The 16,547-nt window shown below is 72.8% G+C and carries 15 protein-coding genes; 4 read left to right on the top strand and 11 right to left on the bottom strand.

Going from position 1 to position 16,547, the window contains the following annotated elements; genetic code table 11:
- Window positions 1-3: 3 nt before the first annotated feature.
- The 7 genes from ACFW2G_RS02995 to ACFW2G_RS02965 form a co-directional block, all read right to left on the bottom strand.
- The gene (locus ACFW2G_RS02995; protein ID WP_037915431.1) at window positions 4-732 is read right to left on the bottom strand and encodes a phosphoadenylyl-sulfate reductase; all 729 of its coding nucleotides are present in this window, start codon (window positions 730-732) and stop codon (window positions 4-6) included.
- Window positions 729-944 (bottom strand): hypothetical protein, encoded by a 216-nt coding sequence (locus ACFW2G_RS02990; RefSeq protein ID WP_078555752.1) that lies wholly within the window; start codon window positions 942-944, stop codon window positions 729-731. Before ACFW2G_RS02990 ends, ACFW2G_RS02995 begins: the two co-directional genes overlap by 4 nt.
- Window positions 941-2,647 carry a nitrite/sulfite reductase gene (locus ACFW2G_RS02985; RefSeq protein ID WP_037915434.1) on the bottom strand — a complete coding sequence of 569 codons (1,707 nt, stop codon included), beginning with the start codon at window positions 2,645-2,647 and terminating at the stop codon, window positions 941-943. The genes ACFW2G_RS02990 and ACFW2G_RS02985 overlap by 4 nt, the downstream gene beginning before the upstream one ends.
- A 216-nt stretch (window positions 2,648-2,863) precedes the next feature.
- Window positions 2,864-2,947 carry a putative leader peptide gene (locus tag ACFW2G_RS02980; RefSeq protein WP_310942095.1) on the bottom strand — a complete coding sequence of 28 codons (84 nt, stop codon included), beginning with the start codon at window positions 2,945-2,947 and terminating at the stop codon, window positions 2,864-2,866.
- A 282-nt stretch (window positions 2,948-3,229) separates the two neighbouring features.
- A complete protein-coding gene (locus tag ACFW2G_RS02975) occupies window positions 3,230-3,793 on the bottom strand; it encodes a GNAT family N-acetyltransferase (protein ID WP_037915436.1) in 564 nt (187 codons plus the stop codon).
- Window positions 3,794-3,798: 5 nt separating this feature from the next.
- The gene (locus ACFW2G_RS02970; RefSeq protein ID WP_384451350.1) at window positions 3,799-5,091 is read right to left on the bottom strand and encodes a GAF domain-containing protein; all 1,293 of its coding nucleotides are present in this window, start codon (window positions 5,089-5,091) and stop codon (window positions 3,799-3,801) included.
- 335 nt (window positions 5,092-5,426) lie between these two features.
- Window positions 5,427-7,070 (bottom strand): acyl-CoA dehydrogenase family protein, encoded by a 1,644-nt coding sequence (locus ACFW2G_RS02965; RefSeq protein ID WP_037915440.1) that lies wholly within the window; start codon window positions 7,068-7,070, stop codon window positions 5,427-5,429.
- A 17-nt stretch (window positions 7,071-7,087) separates the two neighbouring features.
- On the opposite strand from ACFW2G_RS02965, the gene ACFW2G_RS02960 reads away from it, so the two are divergent.
- Complete coding sequence (locus ACFW2G_RS02960; RefSeq protein ID WP_384451248.1) at window positions 7,088-8,203, top strand: YihY/virulence factor BrkB family protein; 1,116 nt, start codon at window positions 7,088-7,090, stop codon at window positions 8,201-8,203.
- A 165-nt stretch (window positions 8,204-8,368) separates the two neighbouring features.
- Window positions 8,369-8,911: a GNAT family N-acetyltransferase gene (locus ACFW2G_RS02955; RefSeq protein ID WP_037915445.1), complete on the top strand. Its 543-nt coding sequence runs from the start codon at window positions 8,369-8,371 to the stop codon at window positions 8,909-8,911.
- 128 nt (window positions 8,912-9,039) lie between these two features.
- On the opposite strand, the gene ACFW2G_RS02950 is transcribed toward ACFW2G_RS02955, so the two are convergent.
- A complete protein-coding gene (locus tag ACFW2G_RS02950) occupies window positions 9,040-9,597 on the bottom strand; it encodes a hypothetical protein (protein ID WP_384580343.1) in 558 nt (185 codons plus the stop codon).
- Between the two features lie 127 nt (window positions 9,598-9,724).
- Window positions 9,725-11,047 (bottom strand): hypothetical protein, encoded by a 1,323-nt coding sequence (locus tag ACFW2G_RS02945; RefSeq protein WP_157840140.1) that lies wholly within the window; start codon window positions 11,045-11,047, stop codon window positions 9,725-9,727.
- A 553-nt stretch (window positions 11,048-11,600) separates the two neighbouring features.
- Here ACFW2G_RS02945 and rsgA point away from each other — a divergent pair.
- A complete protein-coding gene (gene rsgA, locus ACFW2G_RS02940; RefSeq protein WP_384580345.1) occupies window positions 11,601-12,767 on the top strand; it encodes a ribosome small subunit-dependent GTPase A in 1,167 nt (388 codons plus the stop codon).
- Window positions 12,768-12,866: 99 nt separating this feature from the next.
- Here rsgA and ACFW2G_RS02935 read toward each other — a convergent pair whose 3' ends face one another.
- Window positions 12,867-13,349 (bottom strand): DUF456 domain-containing protein, encoded by a 483-nt coding sequence (locus ACFW2G_RS02935; RefSeq protein ID WP_037915460.1) that lies wholly within the window; start codon window positions 13,347-13,349, stop codon window positions 12,867-12,869.
- Window positions 13,350-13,373: 24 nt separating this feature from the next.
- A complete protein-coding gene (locus ACFW2G_RS02930; RefSeq protein WP_384451347.1) occupies window positions 13,374-14,351 on the bottom strand; it encodes a helix-turn-helix domain-containing protein in 978 nt (325 codons plus the stop codon).
- Between the two features lie 384 nt (window positions 14,352-14,735).
- On the opposite strand from ACFW2G_RS02930, the gene ACFW2G_RS02925 reads away from it, so the two are divergent.
- On the top strand, window positions 14,736-16,547 hold the full coding sequence (locus ACFW2G_RS02925) for a protein phosphatase 2C domain-containing protein (RefSeq protein ID WP_384580347.1): 1,812 nt from the start codon (window positions 14,736-14,738) through the stop codon (window positions 16,545-16,547).

The following is a 16,547-nucleotide window of genomic DNA, read 5'->3' as shown; positions in this document are numbered from 1 at the left end:
TCATCAGCCGTGCAGCCCGCACTCGGTCTTGCCCCGCCCAGCCCAGCGGCCGGACCGCGCGTCCTCGCCCTCCGCCACGCGGCGGGTGCAGGGGGCGCAGCCGACGGAGGCGTAGCCGTCCATCAGCAGCGGGTTGGTGAGTACGCCGTGCTCGGCCACGTACGCGTCCACGTCGTCCTGCGTCCACCGGGCGATCGGCGAGACCTTGACCTTCTGCCGCTTCTCGTCCCAGCCGACCACCGGGGTGTTCGCCCGGGTCGGGGACTCGTCGCGGCGCAGGCCCGTCGCCCACGCGTCGTACGCGGTCAGGCCCTCTTCCAGCGGCTTGACCTTGCGCAGCGCGCAGCACAGGTCAGGGTCCCGGTCGTGCAGCTTCGGCCCGTACTCGGCGTCCTGCTCGGCGACGCTCTGCCGCGGGGTCAGCGTGATGACGTTGACGTCCATCACCGCGTCGACCGCGTCCCGGGTGCCGATGGTCTCCTCGAAGTGGTAGCCCGTGTCGAGGAAGACCACGTCCACGCCGGGGAGGACCCGCGAGGCCAGGTGGGCGACGACCGCGTCCTCCATGGAGGAGGTCACGGCGAACTTCCCGCCGAAGGTGTCGACCGCCCAGCGCAGGATGTCCAGCGCGGAGGCGTCCTCCAGGTCGCGGCCCGCCTGCTCGGCCAGCTCCTTGAGGGTGGCCGACTTCAGCGCCGCGTTCTTGAGACTGGCATCTTGAGTGGTGGTCATATCTCGTCCCCTCCCGCTGATCCCGCTGATTCCGCAGATCCCGTTGATCCGGCTGCACCGGACCGGACGCCCCGGGCCAGCAGCCCGAGGTACTTCAGCTGGAAGGCCCGGTTGCAGGCCCGGCACTCCCACGCGCCGTGGCCCGTCTCGTGGGGGAACAGGTCCTCGTCGCCGCAGTAGGGGCAGTAGAAGGGGGCGGCCCGCTCGCTCACGAGAGGCTCTTCTCGTCCGCGCGGGCGACCCAGGCCGCGAAGCGCTCGCCGTCCTCGCGCTGCTCCTCGTAGCACGTGACGACCCGCTCGACGTAGTCGGGCAGACCGGCCGAGGTGACCTTGAGGCCGCGGACCTTGCGGCCGAAGCCGGCCTCCAGGCCGAGGGCACCGCCCAGGTGGACCTGGTAGCCCTCCACCTGGTTGCCGTCGTCGTCCAGGACCAGCTGCCCCTTGAGACCGATGTCCGCGACCTGGATGCGGGCGCAGGCGTTCGGGCAGCCGTTGATGTTGATGGTGAGCGGCTCGGCGAAGTCCGGCAGGCGGCGCTCCAGCTCGTCGATGAGCGAGGCGCCCCGCGCCTTGGTCTCGACGATGGCCAGCTTGCAGAACTCGATGCCGGTGCAGGCCATGGTGCCGCGGCGGAACGGGGACGGCTTGACCCGCAGGTCCAGCGCCTCCAGCGCCTCGACGACCGAGTCGACCTTGTCGGCCTCGATGTCGAGCACGATCATCTTCTGCTCGGCGGTGGTGCGCAGGCGGCCGGAGCCGTGCTGCTCCGCAATGTCCGCGATCTTGGTCAGGGTGGCGCCGTCCACGCGGCCCACACGGGGCGCGAAGCCGACGTAGAACTTGCCGTCGTTCTGCTCGTGGACCCCGACGTGGTCGCGCCACTGGCCGGAGGGCTGCTCGGGCGCGGGGCCGTCGGTCAGCTTCCGCTTCAGGTACTCGTCCTCCAGGACCTGGCGGAACCTGGCCGCACCCCAGTCGGCCACGAGGAACTTCAGACGGGCGCGGGTGCGCAGCCGGCGGTAGCCGTAGTCGCGGAAGATCGAGATGACGCCCTCGTACACGTCCGGGACCTCGTCGAGCGAGACCCAGGTACCCAGGCGCACACCGAGCTTGGGGTTGGTGGAGAGGCCCCCGCCGACCCAGACGTCGAAGCCGGGACCGTGCTCGGGGTGGTTCACGCCCACGAACGCGATGTCGTTGATCTCGTGCGCCACGTCGAGGAGCGGCGAACCGGAGACGGCGGACTTGAACTTGCGGGGCAGGTTGGAGAAGTCCTTGTTGCCCACGATGCGGCGGTAGATCTCGTCGATGGCGGGCGTGCCGTCGATGATCTCGTCCTGGGCGATGCCGGCGACGGGCGAGCCGAGGATCACGCGGGGCGTGTCACCGCAGGCCTCGGTGGTGGACAGGCCGACGGCCTCCAGGCGGCGCCAGATCTCCGGGACGTCCTCGATCCGGATCCAGTGGTACTGCACGTTCTGGCGGTCGGTGAGGTCGGCGGTGCCGCGTGCGAACTCCTCGGAGATCTCGCCGATGACGCGCAGCTGCTCGGTGGTCAGCCGGCCGCCGTCGATGCGGACGCGCAGCATGAAGTACTTGTCGTCCAGCTCCTCCGGCTCCAGGATCGCGGTCTTGCCGCCGTCGATCCCGGGCTTGCGCTGGGTGTAGAGACCCCACCAGCGCATGCGGCCGCGCAGGTCGTTGGGGTCGATGGAGTCGAAGCCCCGGTGGGCGTAGATCGTCTCAATGCGTGTCCGCACATTGAGACCGTCGTCGTCCTTCTTGAACTGCTCGTTGCCGTTGAGGGGCGTGTGGTGTCCGACGGCCCACTGTCCCTCGCCGCGGTGACGGCCGGTCTTGCGGCGCGCGGCGGCTGCGGCGGCGGGCGCGGGCGTTTCGGGGGTGGCGGCCATGGCGGTACGTCCTTCGTGGGCGGCTCAGGGCAGGGGCGGGTGAAGCGGGCGGGGTGGCGTGACCCCTGGTCGCTGAGCGGGTGCGGCTGATTGCCCGCGCTGTGCCGGGGTGACCGGAGAGCGGGGCGGAGTTCGGCCTTCAGGGGACTGCGATGATCGACACTTCCACGGCGACGATGCCGGGATTGCGGCGATGTGTGGCGGTTGCTGGTTCCGTCAGCACGCCGGACAGATGGCGCTGGACATGCGGCCGAGGTCGACGTGCCGCCGACTCACCAAGGCAATTCCAGCTCCATTCATGGCGGAAGCGTGTCATGGGCCGATTGGAGGAGTCCACTACTGTCCACGATTCGGACGAACTGGTCCCGCATATTGGGACGGCGTGACGGGGGTCACGCGCGGACGCGGCAGGTGGGGCCTGCGGGGCGGCGTCCGGGGGCCCGCCCACGGCGTCCCGCCGGGACGAAGCGGAAGGGGCGGAAGGGGCGGGTGAGGTCTCTGGCCGTGCCGCCGCGCGCGGCGGCCCCTCCCGCGGACGGGCCGCGCGAACCGGGAGGACGGGCCGCGCGGCAGGCGCCGTGACTACGCGCCGGGCCAGGGGCCCGGGGTCGGGGTCTCTTCCTTCTGTTCCGTCTCCGTCCGGAAGACCTTGAACCCGCGGCGCTGGTAGTTGCTCATCGCCGTCGGGCCGTCCTGGCTGCAGGTGTGGACCCACACCCGGCGGGTCGCCTCGCGCTCCGGCCAGCGCGACGCGAGGTCCCAGGCCCGTTCCACGCCGACGGTCAGCAGATGCCCGCCGATGCGGCGGCCGCGGAAGTCGGGGAGCAGGCCGAAGTACATGATCTCCACCACGCCGTCGTCCTGCGGGTCGAGCTCCACGTACCCCGCCGGCGTGCCGCGGTCGTACGCCACCCAGGTCTCCACGCCCGGCCGGTCGAGCTGTGCCACCCACTGCGCGCGGGTCAGCGACAACCGGTCGGTCCAGTGGATGTCGCCGCCGACCGAGGCGTAGAGGAAGCGGCTGAACTCGGGGGAGGGGACCTCCGACCGCACGACGGATATCTCCGGGCCCGCCGGAGCCGCCGGGACGAGGTCTGCCGGAGAGGTCATCTCCAGCGACCAGGTGGTGAGTGTGAGGGTGCGCATGCAGCTCAGGGAACCATGCCGGGCCGCGTCCGGCCCAGGCGGGCCCGCACCACCGCCGGGGCCGTCGAGTGCGGGAGCAGCCGGGCCGGGTCCTCCGGGTGGATCAGCTCCACCTCCACGTCCTGCGCGAACCGGTACGGCCGGTGCGCCAGGACCCCCGCGAGGTTGCGGCGCACGCGCGACAGCTCGGCCCGGACCGTCACGGTGCGGGTCGGGTCTCCGAACAGCTCCGCCGACAGCTCCGCCGCCGTGCACCCCCGTGGGCTCTCCGCCAGCAGGTACAGCAGCTCCGCATGGCGCGGGCTCAGCTCCTGCGACCAGCTCCCGGACGCCCCGTACACCGTCGCCGACCACGCACCGGCCCGGCTGAGGTCCAGTACGACCCGGGTCGCCGCAGTGGCCGCGGCGTCCTGCGCGATCCGCAGCAGCCAGCCGCCCGGCAGCGGCTCCGCCACGCAGTCGCCCAGCTGCGGCACCCACATCCGGCCCGGCGCGAAGTCCTTCGGCAGCGGGATCCGGTCCACCGGGGCCAGCCCCGTCACCGCGGCCGTCCAGCCGTGCAGGTCCACGGCCAGCGCCCGTCCCGGCAGCCCGGCCAGCAGCGGGGCCGCCACCGTCCGCAGCCGCTCCAGCGACTCCAGGTGCCGGATCCGCAGCTCCCGCTCCGCCAGCCGGGCCACCGAGCTCACCCAGGCCAGCGTCGCCGGGTGCATGGTGGCCAGTGGCCCGCTGACGTCGACCACGCCCAGCAGCCGCCCGTCCCGCGGGTCCCGCACGGGCGCCCCCGCGCAGGTCCAGTCGTGGTGGCTGGAGACGAAGTGCTCCGCCGAGAACACCTGCACCGGCCGCCGGGTCACCAGGGCGGTCCCCACCCCGTTCGTACCGACCACGGCCTCGTCCCAGTCCGCCCCGACCGTGAAACCGAGTCGGTCGGCCTTGCGCAGGATGGAGCTGTGCCCCTCCCGCCACAGCAGCCGCCCGTCCACGTCCGCGACGACCATGATGTGGAGCGCCCCGTCGAGCGCGGGCAGCAGCCCTTCCCGCAACACGGGCAGGACCTCCCGCAGCGGGGAGACGGTGCGCCGCTCCTCCGTCTCGCAGTCCGACAGCATCCGCGAGCGCGCGTCCCGGTCCGGGTGCACGCCGCCGGCCAGCATCCGGCGCCAGGACTCCGCGATCTCCGGGCGGGGCACGGCCGGCGGGCGGTCGCCGGCGAGCGCGGCCGCGCGCACCCCCTTGAGCAGCCGGGTGGCCTCCCGAGGGTGCATGGCCGAGATGCGTGCCACATCGACCGTCATGTCTGTGCTGTCGGCCACCTGAACCTCCCCGTGCGAACAGGACGTACGACGCCGGCCGCCCGGAGGTCCGCAGGTGCCGGGGGGCCGCTTCCCCCGGCACGTCCGGCGGGCGGCTGCCGACTCAAAGGTTGCAACGGTATGCAACTCTCGCCAAGTCCCGATCGTCCGACCGAAAATGTCCGGACGCCGCCCGAGCGGCGTGACAGCTCCTCCTCGGGGCTTCGGTTCAGAGGTGGTGCCGAGTCGGCGCGGCGCCACCTCTGAGCCGGTAGACGGGCCCGGATCCGGCTCGGAGCGGTTTGGGGACCGCAGGGGAGCCCGACGGGGGTTCCTCCCTAGCCCGCGATCCGCGCCCGTTCCACGACCGCGCGCAGGTCCAGGCTGTGCGGCAGCGTGCCGAAGGCCGTGCCCCAGTCACCGCCCAGCCGCGAGGCGCAGAACGCGTCCGCGACCTCCGGCGGAGCCCAGCGGACCAGTAGCGATCCCTGCAGTACCAGGGCCATGCGCTCCACCACGCGGCGGGCCCGCCCCTCGATGCCCTCCAGATCGGCGAGGTCCGTCAGCAGGTCCTTGATGGCCGAGTCCAGCCTGTGGTCGGCGCCCCGGGCCAGGCCGACCTCCTGGAGGAAGGCGTTCAGCGCCTGCGGCTCCCGCTGCAGGGCGCGCAGCACGTCCAGGGCCTGGACGTTGCCCGAGCCCTCCCAGATGGAGTTCAGCGGCGATTCGCGCAGCAGTCTCGGCAGCCCGGACTCCTCGACGTAGCCGTTGCCCCCCAGACACTCCAGGGCCTCGGCCACCATCGGCGTACACCGCTTGGTCACCCAGTACTTCGCGGCCGGCACGGCGAGCCGCAGGAAGGCCTTCTCCTGTTCGGTCCCGGCGTCGTTGGCGGCGGCCAGCCGCAGCGTCAGGGTGGTGGCTGCCTCCGACTCCAGGGCGAGGTCCGCGAGCACGTTGCGCATCAGCGGCTGGTCGACGAGCAGTGCTCCGAAGGCAGAGCGGTGCTCCGCATGATGCACCGCCTGCGTCAGCGCCTGCCGCATCAGCGCGGCCGAGCCGATGACGCAGTCCAGCCGGGTCGCCGCGACCATCTCGATGATGGTCCGCACCCCGCGGCCCTCCTCGCCGACTCGCCGCGCCCAGGTCCCGTCGAACTCGACCTCGCTGGACGCGTTCGACCTGTTGCCCAGCTTGTCCTTCAGCCGCTGGATCGCGAAGACGTTGCGCGTGCCGTCCTCCAGCACCCGGGGCACCAGGAAGCAGGTCAGCCCGCCCGGAGCCTGGGCCAGCACCAGGAAGCCGTCGCACATCGGAGCCGAGCAGAACCACTTGTGCCCGGTCAGCAGGTACTCCCCGGACGCGTCCAGCGGCACGGCGGCTGTCGTGTTGGCCCGTACGTCACTGCCGCCCTGCTTCTCCGTCATCCCCATGCCGAAGAGCACACCGGCCTTCTGCGCGGCCGGCCGCAGCCCCTCCTCGTACACGTGCGAGGTCAGTCGCGGCTCCCATGCGGCCGCGATCGACGGATCGGCCCGCAGGGCCGGCACGGCCGCGTGCGTCATCGAGACCGGGCAGCCGTGGCCCGCCTCGGCCTGCGACCACAGGAAGAACCCGGCGGCCCGGCGCAGATGCCCGGACGGACGCCCCCAGGCGTCGGTCAGCCCGGAGCCCACCGCGTGCCCGAGCAGCCGATGCCACGCAGGGTGGAATTCGACTTCGTCGATACGGTTCCCGTACCGGTCGTGCGTGCGCAGTTTCGGAGGGTTGTCGTTCGCCTGCGCGCCCCATTCCTGGGCCTGCGCCGATCCGGCTGCGCGCCCGAGGGCGGTGAGCTCCTCCCGTACCTCGCCGAGGAGTTCGGGATCCGCGGACGCCAGGTGTCGCTCGATGCCCTCGGTCAGGGCCCGATCGCCGGTGAAGACGTCGTGGCCCACCAGCGGCGGGGCCTGGTTGCTGACTGTGTGGGTGGTGGCTGCCATGCGGATACCGTAAGGACGTGCAGCCAGCAAAAGAAACACCCGAGCGGATCCCAGGACGGCTCCACCGGGCCCGCGCCCTCTACCGCAACGTCTCGAAGCGGAAGATGGGCTGGCTGCTGTTGAAGGACACCGTCAACTCGTGTATCGAGTACCGCATCCTCGGGCTGGCGGCCGAGGCGGCCTTCTTCACCCTGCTCTCGCTGCCCCCGCTCTTCCTGGGCCTGCTGGGCCTGCTCGGCTACGTCGACGGGTGGACCGACACCCGTACGGTCGAGAGCATCGAGGAGAACATCCTGCGCGCGGTCGGCACGGTGCTGTCCGACCGCGGCGTCAACGACATCGCCAAACCCCTGCTGGACGACGTCACCCGCAGCGGCAGACCCGACCTGATCTCGCTCGGTTTCGCCTTCGCCCTGTGGTCGGGGTCCCGGGCCGTCAACGTGTTCATCGACACCATCACCGTGATGTACGGACTTGACGGTCATCGCGGCATCGTCAAGACCCGGCTGCTGGCCTTTCTGCTCTACGTCATCGCCCTGCTCATCGGGGCGATCGTGCTGCCGCTGATGGTGGTGGGGCCGGACGCCGTCGTCCGGCTGGTGCCCTGGGGGACCGAGGTGATCGCCGTCCTGTACTGGCCGACCGTGACCCTGCTGTCCATCGCCTTCCTGACCACGCTCTACCACGTGTCCGTGCCCGTGCGCTCACCGTGGATCGAGGACGTCCCGGGCGCGCTGGTGGCACTGGCGATGTGGGTGCTCGGCTCGTTCCTGCTGCGGATCTACCTCACCAACACCGTGGAGGGGCCGACCATCTACGGCTCCCTGGCCGCGCCCGTCGCCGTGCTGCTCTGGATCGGCATCTCGGCCTTCGCGGTCCTTGTCGGCGCCGCCGTCAACGCCGCCATCGACCGCGTCTGGCCCTCGGTGGCCACGGCGGCGGCGCGCGAGGCCAACGAGCGGGCCCGCGAGGCGGAGGCCGCGCAGCTGGTCGCGCGGGCCGCCGCCTGGCGGGCGATGGCGGAGGGCGAGTCGGAGGACGACGAGGACGAGGGCATGCCGTCGGAGTTCCCGGAGCGCTGGTCGCGGTTCCTGCCGCCCGAGGACTATTCCTCGCGCCTGCGCAAGCACTGACCGGCCGGGCCCGGAGGCCGGTCGGCCCTCGGCCCCGTACGACGCCGACCAGCCGTCCGCCGGGAGTGGGACCGACCCGCGCCGGCGTCCTCGTCGACGGCATCGACCACCCGCCGGTCCAGCCCGGGTGAGGCCGCACGGACCACCGCCGCATAGGCTTCCGCCATGAACGACACCGCACACGCGATGCGGATCCGACCGGGTGGCCCGGCGGACGCACCGGCCCTGCTGGACATGCTCGACTCCGCCGTGGCCTGGATGAATGCCCGCGGCAACACCGAGCAGTGGGGCACGACGCCGTACTCGCAGCGTCCCGGCGGGCCGGAGCGGGTCGAGCGGTACACGACCGAGAACACCCCGTACGTCGCCGAGCTGGACGGTGTGCCCGTCGGCGCCCTGGTCCTGGACCACGGGCCCAGCCCGCAGCTGCCGATCGCGCCGGCCGGCGAGCCCGAGCGGTACGTGCGGCTGCTGGTCTCGGACCGGCGGCACGCGGGCCGGGGCATCGGGGCGGCGCTGCTCGCGCACGCCGCCGAGGAGACCCGGCGGGCCGGCGTCGCCCTCCTGCGGGTCGACTGCTGGGCGGGCGGTGGCGGCGAACTGGTCGCCTTCTACGAGCGCAGCGGCTTCGCCCCCACCGAGCGCTTCCTGTCCGGCGACTGGCCGGGACAGGTGCTGGCCCGGCGGGTCGGCCCGGCACGCGGCTGAGGGCGCGGAAGCGAAGTGGCCCCGACACGGAAGCCGTGATCACGGACGCCTGCCGTCGGTGCCCTCATGCCCCCGCTGGTCCCGGAGGAAGGCGAAGGTCCACCACGGGGCACAGAGGGTTGGCCGGCTTACGAGGTGGCCTGGGTGCCGTTCGCTTCGAAGACGCGGCCGGTGGCGCACGGATGATCGGCGAACTGGTCCAGGTATCCGCCGGCCAGGCCCACCGTGTCGCCTTCCTTGGCGAAGAGCTTTCCTTCGGCGTCGTACACGGCCGTCGTGCCGTTCTCCTCACGGGCCGACCAGCCGTGGCCCCACGCGATCAACTCCGGCTGCGCGTTCTTGGCGGTCTTCACCCCGACACAGTTGCCGTCGGTGACCACGAGTGTCCCGGGAAGATGGGCGAAGAGCCCGGGGAAGGGGTCGTCGGCCTCTCGGGTCACGATCTGGGCGGGGGTCTTCTGGTGCGTGGTGGCCGCCGAGTCGGCGTTCGCCGGCTTCACCGCCGCGGGGGTGCCCCCGGCCTTCGGGTTCTCCGCACTCGCTCCTGCGCACGCCGCGGTCGCCGTGGCGACGAGCAGGCAGCCCGCGAGAGCGACCACGCCACGGAGGGCCCGACGCGAACTCCGTTCCACCGTCAGCGCTGCCCTGTCGGTGGCGCTGGTGTGCTGGTCAGGGGTATCGGGCATCGCGTCCCGCTCCTTCGCGTGATGTAGCCATTCCAACATGACGTGTGCAAGGGGACACGGCCCGCACCGTCGCCGAGACGAACGGTGCGGGCCGCTGGTGCGGCTGCCGGCCAGAGGTCGGGGATTTTCACCCGGTTTCGAGGGAGACGCCCCAGGTGTTCAGGATGGTGCTGATGGGCACATAGTTGATCCAGCGCGAACACTGGATCAAACCGACGTTCGGGTCGGTGGAACCGCACGAGTACGTCGAGGAGCCGGCGGTAAGGTCCGGGCCCAGCAGAATCCCTCGGGCCTGTACCCCACCGGTGACCTTCTTGAACATCGGTGCGCCACTGTCGCCCTGGCCGCCCATGATCTGGCCGGACGGAGCCGCGACCTGGATCACGCCGACGTTCGCTCCGTAGAGTGTGACGACGTCGCCGTCGTCGTAGACCGTGCCGCAGTGCTCACCCGTGCTCGCGCCCGAGGAACACACCGGGTCTCCGGGCCAGTTCGAGTACCAGTTCTTCACCACCGAAGTGGAGGTGCTCGCGTATCCGCCGCGGAAGATGCTCGGAGTGGTGGCGGGGGAGTTCGACGGGTCGATCAGCAGGGAATCGATGCCCGGGCTGTATGCCACGGAGGAGCCGCCGGGGGCGATGAGCTGCCCGGCACCGTCATAGACGGCTCCGTTGCCGGTGCGGTCGCAGTGTCCCGCGCTGATCAACCGTCCGGCGGAGCCGGCCAGCACGGCGAACCCGCTGGAACAGCTTCCCCCGGGGTGACGGGTTCGGATGCCACCCTTCCACGGCGGGGCGTCATTGCCCCGCGAGTAGCCGACGGCCGGCTCCACACCGAGCTTGAGCGCAACGTCCGGGATCCGGGCGGTCTCACGCAGCTCGGCCAGCCGTTCCTGGGCGACTGCACTGCGCGGACTTGAGGCGATGCCGACCGTGACCCCGCTGCCGTCGTCGTTGAGATCACTCCAGGTGATCCCCAGGCGGGCGCTTGCCGGGCTGTTCAGGATGCGCGTGCGCGCCGCCTCGGCCTCGGCGCGCGAGTACTTGGCTCCCCCGGTGAGTTCGACGGTCACGCCGAGCGGCTTGCTGGCCGCGTAGGCAGTCACATCGGCCGGCGGAGTGCCCTTCCAGAGCACCGTGATCGACCGATTCTTGTAGTCCGTCTGCTGACGCGTGAATCCACGCTCCGCACCCAGTTCGTAGATACGGTCAGCCACGACGGGCATGACATCCTCGGTCGGCGAGGCGGCGTCGAGGCCGACCGGCTCAGGGCCGGGCTTGACGGTCCAGCCGGCCCTGCCCTTCGGCACGTACGGGTCGTTCACGGCCTGGGCCGCCGCGTTCTCCTGCTGAGGCGCGGAGTCCACCCCGAACGCCGAGGCGGGGGCAAGCCCCAGACTCAGCGCCAGAACGGCCGCCCCCACCGCGAGGGTCCCCCCTCTGAGCTTCACGAAAGTACCTCCCCGTTGACGTCGAACAAGTGATCTCATTCGAACGCCATGCACCCTACACACCTCTAGCTTTCAGGGACATGCCAATTGTGCTAGCAACTCGCCTGCCAGTAAGGCTAGTTGTGCGGCTGCTTCTGTGAATCCACGCTGCGGATGGGGGCCGTCGACCGGGATACTGCGACCGCTCCGGGCGTGGGTGTACTGCGCTACGAACCGAGGAGTTCTCGCGCAGGACGCTGTACGACATGCGGCGTGACGCTGGTCCGCCCGCTGTCGGCGTGGTGCAGGTGGGCCCAGGATTTAATCGGTGGTGCCGTGTCCGGGGGTGGGGCTATGGTTCTGCTCGTTCCACGGCGCGGCTGGGTCGTTGCCGAGGACACCGTATGGATTCGTTGAGAAGAAGCAGGAGGTGAGGACATTGATGACTGTCACGGTGACGGGCTCTGCCCGCATTCAGGAGTTCATCGTTCCCACCCCTGTGGTCTCCGGCTGACACCCACACGATCCGCGCGCTCGGAGCGCGCCGCCGGGGCCACCCTTCGAAGGGTTCCCCTTGTCCAACGCTCCGCTCCACCCGTTTTCCTCTTCCGCGATCCAGCACCCGCTCGCCGCCTACGGCTGGGACGGTGGCTGGGAGGCCGAGTTCGCCCCGTACGCATCCCAGGGCCTGGTCCCGGGCCGGGTCGTCCGGGTCGATCGCGGTCAGTGTGATGTGGCCACCCCTGACGGCGTCGTCCGTGCCGACACCGCTTTCGTCGTTCCCCATGACCCGATGAAGGTCGTGTGCACGGGGGACTGGGTCGCCGTCGATCCCGAGGGCAGTGATCCGCGGTACGCGCGGACCGTCCTGCCTCGGCGGACCGCGTTCGTCCGGTCGACGTCGTCCAAGCGTTCCGAAGGTCAGGTGCTGGCCACCAACATCGATCACATCGTCATCTGTGTGTCGCTCGCGGTCGAACTCGACCTCGGGCGGATCGAACGGTTCCTTGCGCTCGCGATGGCCAGTTCGAGCGGTGCGGCACTGCTGCGTACACCGGCCGACTCCTCGGAGTCGGGGGCGCAGCCGCTGGTCGTCCTCACCAAGGCGGACCTGGTCCCGGACCCGGTCACCCTCGGCCACCTGGTTCAGGACGTGGAGACCACCGCCCCAGGCGTCCCGGTCCTCACGGTCTCCTCCCGCACCGGGGAGGGCACCGACGTCCTCGGTGCGATCGTCGCCGACGGTACGAGCGTCCTGCTGGGCGTCTCCGGCGCGGGCAAGTCCACCCTGGCGAACGCGCTGCTCGGCGCGGACGCCATGGAGGTCCAAGCCACCCGCGACGCCGACGGCAAGGGCCGCCACACCACGACCACCCGCAACCTCCTCCTCCTGCCCGGCGGAGGGGTCCTCATCGACACCCCGGGCCTGCGCGGCGTCGGGCTCTTCGACGCGGAGGCGGGCGTGGGGCAGGTCTTCTCCGAGATCGAGGACTACGCCGCCGAATGCCGCTTCCACGACTGCGCCCACGAGGCGGAGCCGGGGTGCGCGGTGCTCGCCGCGCTGGAGTCGGGGGTCCTGCCGGAACGGCGTCTGGAGAGTTACCGCAAGCTCCTGCGCGAGAACCAGCGGATCGTGGCCAAGACGGACGCCCGGCTCCGGTCGGAGATCCGCCGCGACTGGCGGCTGAAGTCGGCAGAGGGCCGGGCGAATTACGCTGCCAAGCGTGGCGGCCGCGCCTGACCCGCCCACCCCGCCCCGGGTCGACCGGCCCGGGGCTCCCGTCTTCCCGGCCGGGCGGTTCGAGTGCCCTGGTGCCCGGACGGGCGGTCCGGCCGCGTCCTACTCCGCGGCCACCGCGCCGACCCATGCCCCCACCACCAACAGGCACCCGAACAGTTCCACCAGCACGCTCGTGCCCACCGCCCGCATCACCGCCCGCGTCGACGCCCAGGCCTCGCCGTGCCCGCCCAGGCGCAACCGCTCGCAGAGGTAGATGCCGCCCATGAATCCCGGGACGGCCCCCACCACGGGAACCAGTACGAAGCCCAGCAGCGCGCCGGCACCGGCGAAGGCCGCCGTCCGGGGGGTGGCCGGCAGCCCGTGCGTCCGCCGGGGCGGCAGCTGCCACTTCACCACCTGGACCACCAGCAGCAGTGCCGTCGCCGCGACCAGTAGGGACCACGCCAGCACTGACCGCTCGTGCAGGGCCCACCACATCAGCCCCGCCCACACCAACCAGGTCCCGGGCACCCCGGGCACCAGCACCCCGACGAGCCCGAGCAGCAACACCAGACCCACCAGGAGCAGCTGCGGCACGTCCACCCGCCCAGCGTGCCCGACCGCAGGCTACCGGGCCACCCAGCCACGCTCGTACGCGTGCCAGCCGAGCTGCAGCCGGGTCGTCACCCCGGCCGCCTCCATGAGCCCCTTGACCCGCCGCTGTACCGTCCGCAGGCCGAGCTCCAAGTGCTTGGCCGCGCTCGCGTCCGTCATACCCGCCAGCAGCAGCGAGAGGATCTCCAGATCCGTGGCGTCCGGTACCGTCCCGAACTCCTCCGGCGAACCGGCCGTGCCCAGCCGCAGCGGCAGCGACTCCCGCCACACCGCCTCGAACAGGCCCGTCAGCGACTCCAGGAGCCCGGACGGGTGCACCACCAGCGCCGCCGGCTCCGCGCCGCGCCCCGTCAGCGGGACGATGGCACGGGTCCGGTCCGCGATCACCAGCTTCGTCGGGACCTCCGCCGCCACCCGGACTTGCTCGCCCCGGGCCAGCGCCGAGGAGACCTCCCGGATTCCGCCCGGCAGGGCCAGCACCTCCCGCTCGATCACCACCCGGTGGCCGACACCGCCCGCCGAGCCGCGGCCCTCCGCCTCGCCGTCCGGTCCGGTCGGCACCGGGGAGCCTCCGCCGACCAGGGCGCACACCTCCTTCTCCGCGCCCAGCCGGAGCTGGTGGAAGCGGTGCGCCACCGCGCTCGCGCCCTGCACCAGCTCCACGAGGTCGTGCACGGACGGTTCGGACGCCTCCGCCCGGTACTCTTCCGCCAGCCGCGCCGCCGCCGTCTCGGCCTGCTCCAGCTCGTGCCGCTGCCGGGTCAGCAGGGCCCCGAGCGCGACCCCCGGCGGGGCCGCGACCCAGCGCCCCGGCCGGGCCGAGGACCGGGCGGCCAGCCCGTGCCGCTCCAGATGGCGCAGGGCCCGTTCGGTCTGCGGCACCGGCAGGGTCAGCCGGTGCGCGAGGTCGGGGACCTCGGCCGCGCCCAGCGCCACCAGCACGCGGTACGCAGACTCCTGGCCCTCGTCCAGGCCTATGGCACCCAGCAACCCGTCCACCACCCTTTCGACACCGCGCCTGGCGGGAAGCGGCCACGGCGCGAACCCGCCGCCGACATCATCGCCGCATCCCCCTCCCCTCTGCCAAGGTTGCGCCACCACAGCACCAACATCCTTCGATCAGACGCCATTTACGCGGCAGCTTGCCGTGCAATGCAGTGGTTGGCCGGAATTCGCCCGAGGGGAGCGGTGTGCCCGGACCGGGCGGGCGTCCACGCCCCGGCCGCCGGGGTGGCCACTCGGGAGGTCGTGCGGATGTGCGAGATGCGCTGATCCGTACGGGTGGGACGGGAGGGGACCACCGGGCCGCGGGCCGGGCGGCCCTTTTCGTGCATTCGGCGTTTTCGGCCCCCACCGCGGGCCGAGAATGAGGGCATGAGTCAGCAGGGCGCGGACGACTGGTGGCAGAAGCTCTACGAGGACCCGGACACGGGCCCGGCACCCGACCCGGGGGACACCCTCGACCACCGGTTCCGGTCGGCGGCCGGTGTCACGGGCGACCCGGTCGGGGCATCGCCTCCCGCGCCGCCGGAGCCGGTACGTGATGCCGGGCTCGGGCAGGGGCGCGGGTCCCTGCCGTCCCCGCGGACCGAACCGGACACCGGCCCACCCGTGCGGCCGCCACTGCCGGACGGCCTCCGTCGGGAACCCGCCCGGCCCCCGACGGCAGGGCCGGTCCCGCCGCCGCGTCCGGCCCCCGACGCCCGGCCCGCGCCCGTGGCCGCCCCGCCCGGCGAGCGGTCCGTACCGCCGCCGACGCCTGCCGCGTCGGCGGCCGGTGACGCACCGGCCGGGCCGCCGGCGCGACCAGCCGTGCCACCCGCCCCGGAAGCGGCCCCGCCCGGCGAGCGGCAGGTCCCGCCGCGGCCCGTCGGCCCCGCACTTGACCAGCCGGCGGTGCAGGTGCCGCTGCCCGGCCGGACGTACGGCCGGCCGCCGGCCGCGACTCCCGACGCACCGGCCGCGACTCCCGACGCTCCAGCCGGGGCGCCCGCCGCGCAGCCGCCCGCCGCGGACGCCGCTGCCCCGCCCGGAGAGCGGTACGCCGCGCCGCCGCCCCCGGCCCCGCCCTGGCACGGGGCCCAGCCGCGCGATCCGCGTACCGGCGGAGCCACCGGCTACGCCCTCGGGGGCGTCGAGGTCCCGCCGGCGCCCGGCCCGGAGCTGCCCACCCGGCCGGCCGGGGCACCGCGCCGGGAGGACCGCACCAGGGAGGTGCCGCAGCCCGGGGCCCCGCCCGAACCCGCCGCCCCGCCCGTCGCGGAGGCGGCCGCGCCGCGGCAGCGGCCCGAAGTGCGCCACCTCGGCGACCGCGCCCCCACCTACGCCGCCGAGCCGGGCCCGCTCCCGCCTGCGGATCCGGCCGCACTCGACGCGCTGGTCCCGGACACCGTTCTGGAGGGCGCCCGTTACGGCGCCCACACCCTCCGGGCCGCCTCCCTGCGCGGCGATTCCGCCCGCTACCGGGGCGAGACCCGTCGGGACTTCCTGCTCACCGCCCGCTTCGGAAGCGGCGACGACGCCCTGGTGCTGGTGGCTCTGGCCGGCGGCGACCGGGCCGCTCCGGGCGCCGCGGAGGCCGCCGCCGAACTGTGCCGCACGGTCGCCGCGACCGTCGGCCGCAGCCAGGGCCGGCTGGCCGACGACATCCGGGCCGGTCGCCGCGACGCGCTGCGCTCGGGCCTGCAGCGGCTCACCGACCGTGGCTACGGACGCCTGCGGGCCCGCGCCGCCGAGCTGGGGCTCGCGGAGGAGCAGTACACGGCGGGACTGCGCGGGCTGCTGCTCCCGGTTGATCCCGAATGCCGCACCCGGGTGTGCTTCGGCGCCGGCGCGGGCGGACTGTTCCGCCTCCGTTCGGGCCAATGGGAGGACCTGGAGCCCACCGGGCCTGCCGCACCCGTGCCTGCCCCCGCGGCCGACGCCACCGAGCCGGCGGACGCGGCGGACGAGCCCGGCAGCGCCTTCCGGTTCCGGGCGTCTGTGGCCCGGCCGGGGGACACCCTGCTGCTGTGCTCGGGCGGCCTGGCGGAGCCGATGCGGGAGGAGGCCGCCCTCCGGGCGGAGCTCGCCGCCCGCTGGGCCGAACCGGAGCCTCCCGGCCTGGCTGCCTTCCTCGCCGACACCCAGCTTCGCCTCAAGGGGTACGCCGACGACCGCACGGCTGCCGCCGTCTGGGAGGCGTAA

Origin of the sequence: Streptomyces sp. NPDC058880 (assembly GCF_042742535.1) — a bacterium.
In the GTDB taxonomy this organism is placed as follows: Bacteria; Actinomycetota; Actinomycetes; order Streptomycetales; family Streptomycetaceae; genus Streptomyces.
Note: the sequence above shows the minus strand (reverse complement) of the source record. Positions and strands in the feature narration are given on the sequence as shown.

What these genes read in the sequence shown, in the direction of transcription:
- ACFW2G_RS02950 (WP_384580343.1), bottom strand. Translation starts at nt 9,597, where the DNA reads ATGCCCGATACCCCTGACCAGCACACCAGCGCCACCGACAGGGCAGCG.
- ACFW2G_RS02975 (WP_037915436.1), bottom strand. Translation starts at nt 3,793, where the DNA reads ATGCGCACCCTCACACTCACCACCTGGTCGCTGGAGATGACCTCTCCG.
- ACFW2G_RS02980 (WP_310942095.1), bottom strand. Translation starts at nt 2,947, where the DNA reads ATGAATGGAGCTGGAATTGCCTTGGTGAGTCGGCGGCACGTCGACCTC.
- ACFW2G_RS02985 (WP_037915434.1), bottom strand. Translation starts at nt 2,647, where the DNA reads ATGGCCGCCACCCCCGAAACGCCCGCGCCCGCCGCCGCAGCCGCCGCG.
- ACFW2G_RS02955 (WP_037915445.1), top strand. Translation starts at nt 8,369, where the DNA reads ATGAACGACACCGCACACGCGATGCGGATCCGACCGGGTGGCCCGGCG.
- ACFW2G_RS02925 (WP_384580347.1), top strand. Translation starts at nt 14,736, where the DNA reads ATGAGTCAGCAGGGCGCGGACGACTGGTGGCAGAAGCTCTACGAGGAC.
- ACFW2G_RS02970 (WP_384451350.1), bottom strand. Translation starts at nt 5,091, where the DNA reads ATGACGGTCGATGTGGCACGCATCTCGGCCATGCACCCTCGGGAGGCC.
- ACFW2G_RS02995 (WP_037915431.1), bottom strand. Translation starts at nt 732, where the DNA reads ATGACCACCACTCAAGATGCCAGTCTCAAGAACGCGGCGCTGAAGTCG.
- ACFW2G_RS02965 (WP_037915440.1), bottom strand. Translation starts at nt 7,070, where the DNA reads ATGGCAGCCACCACCCACACAGTCAGCAACCAGGCCCCGCCGCTGGTG.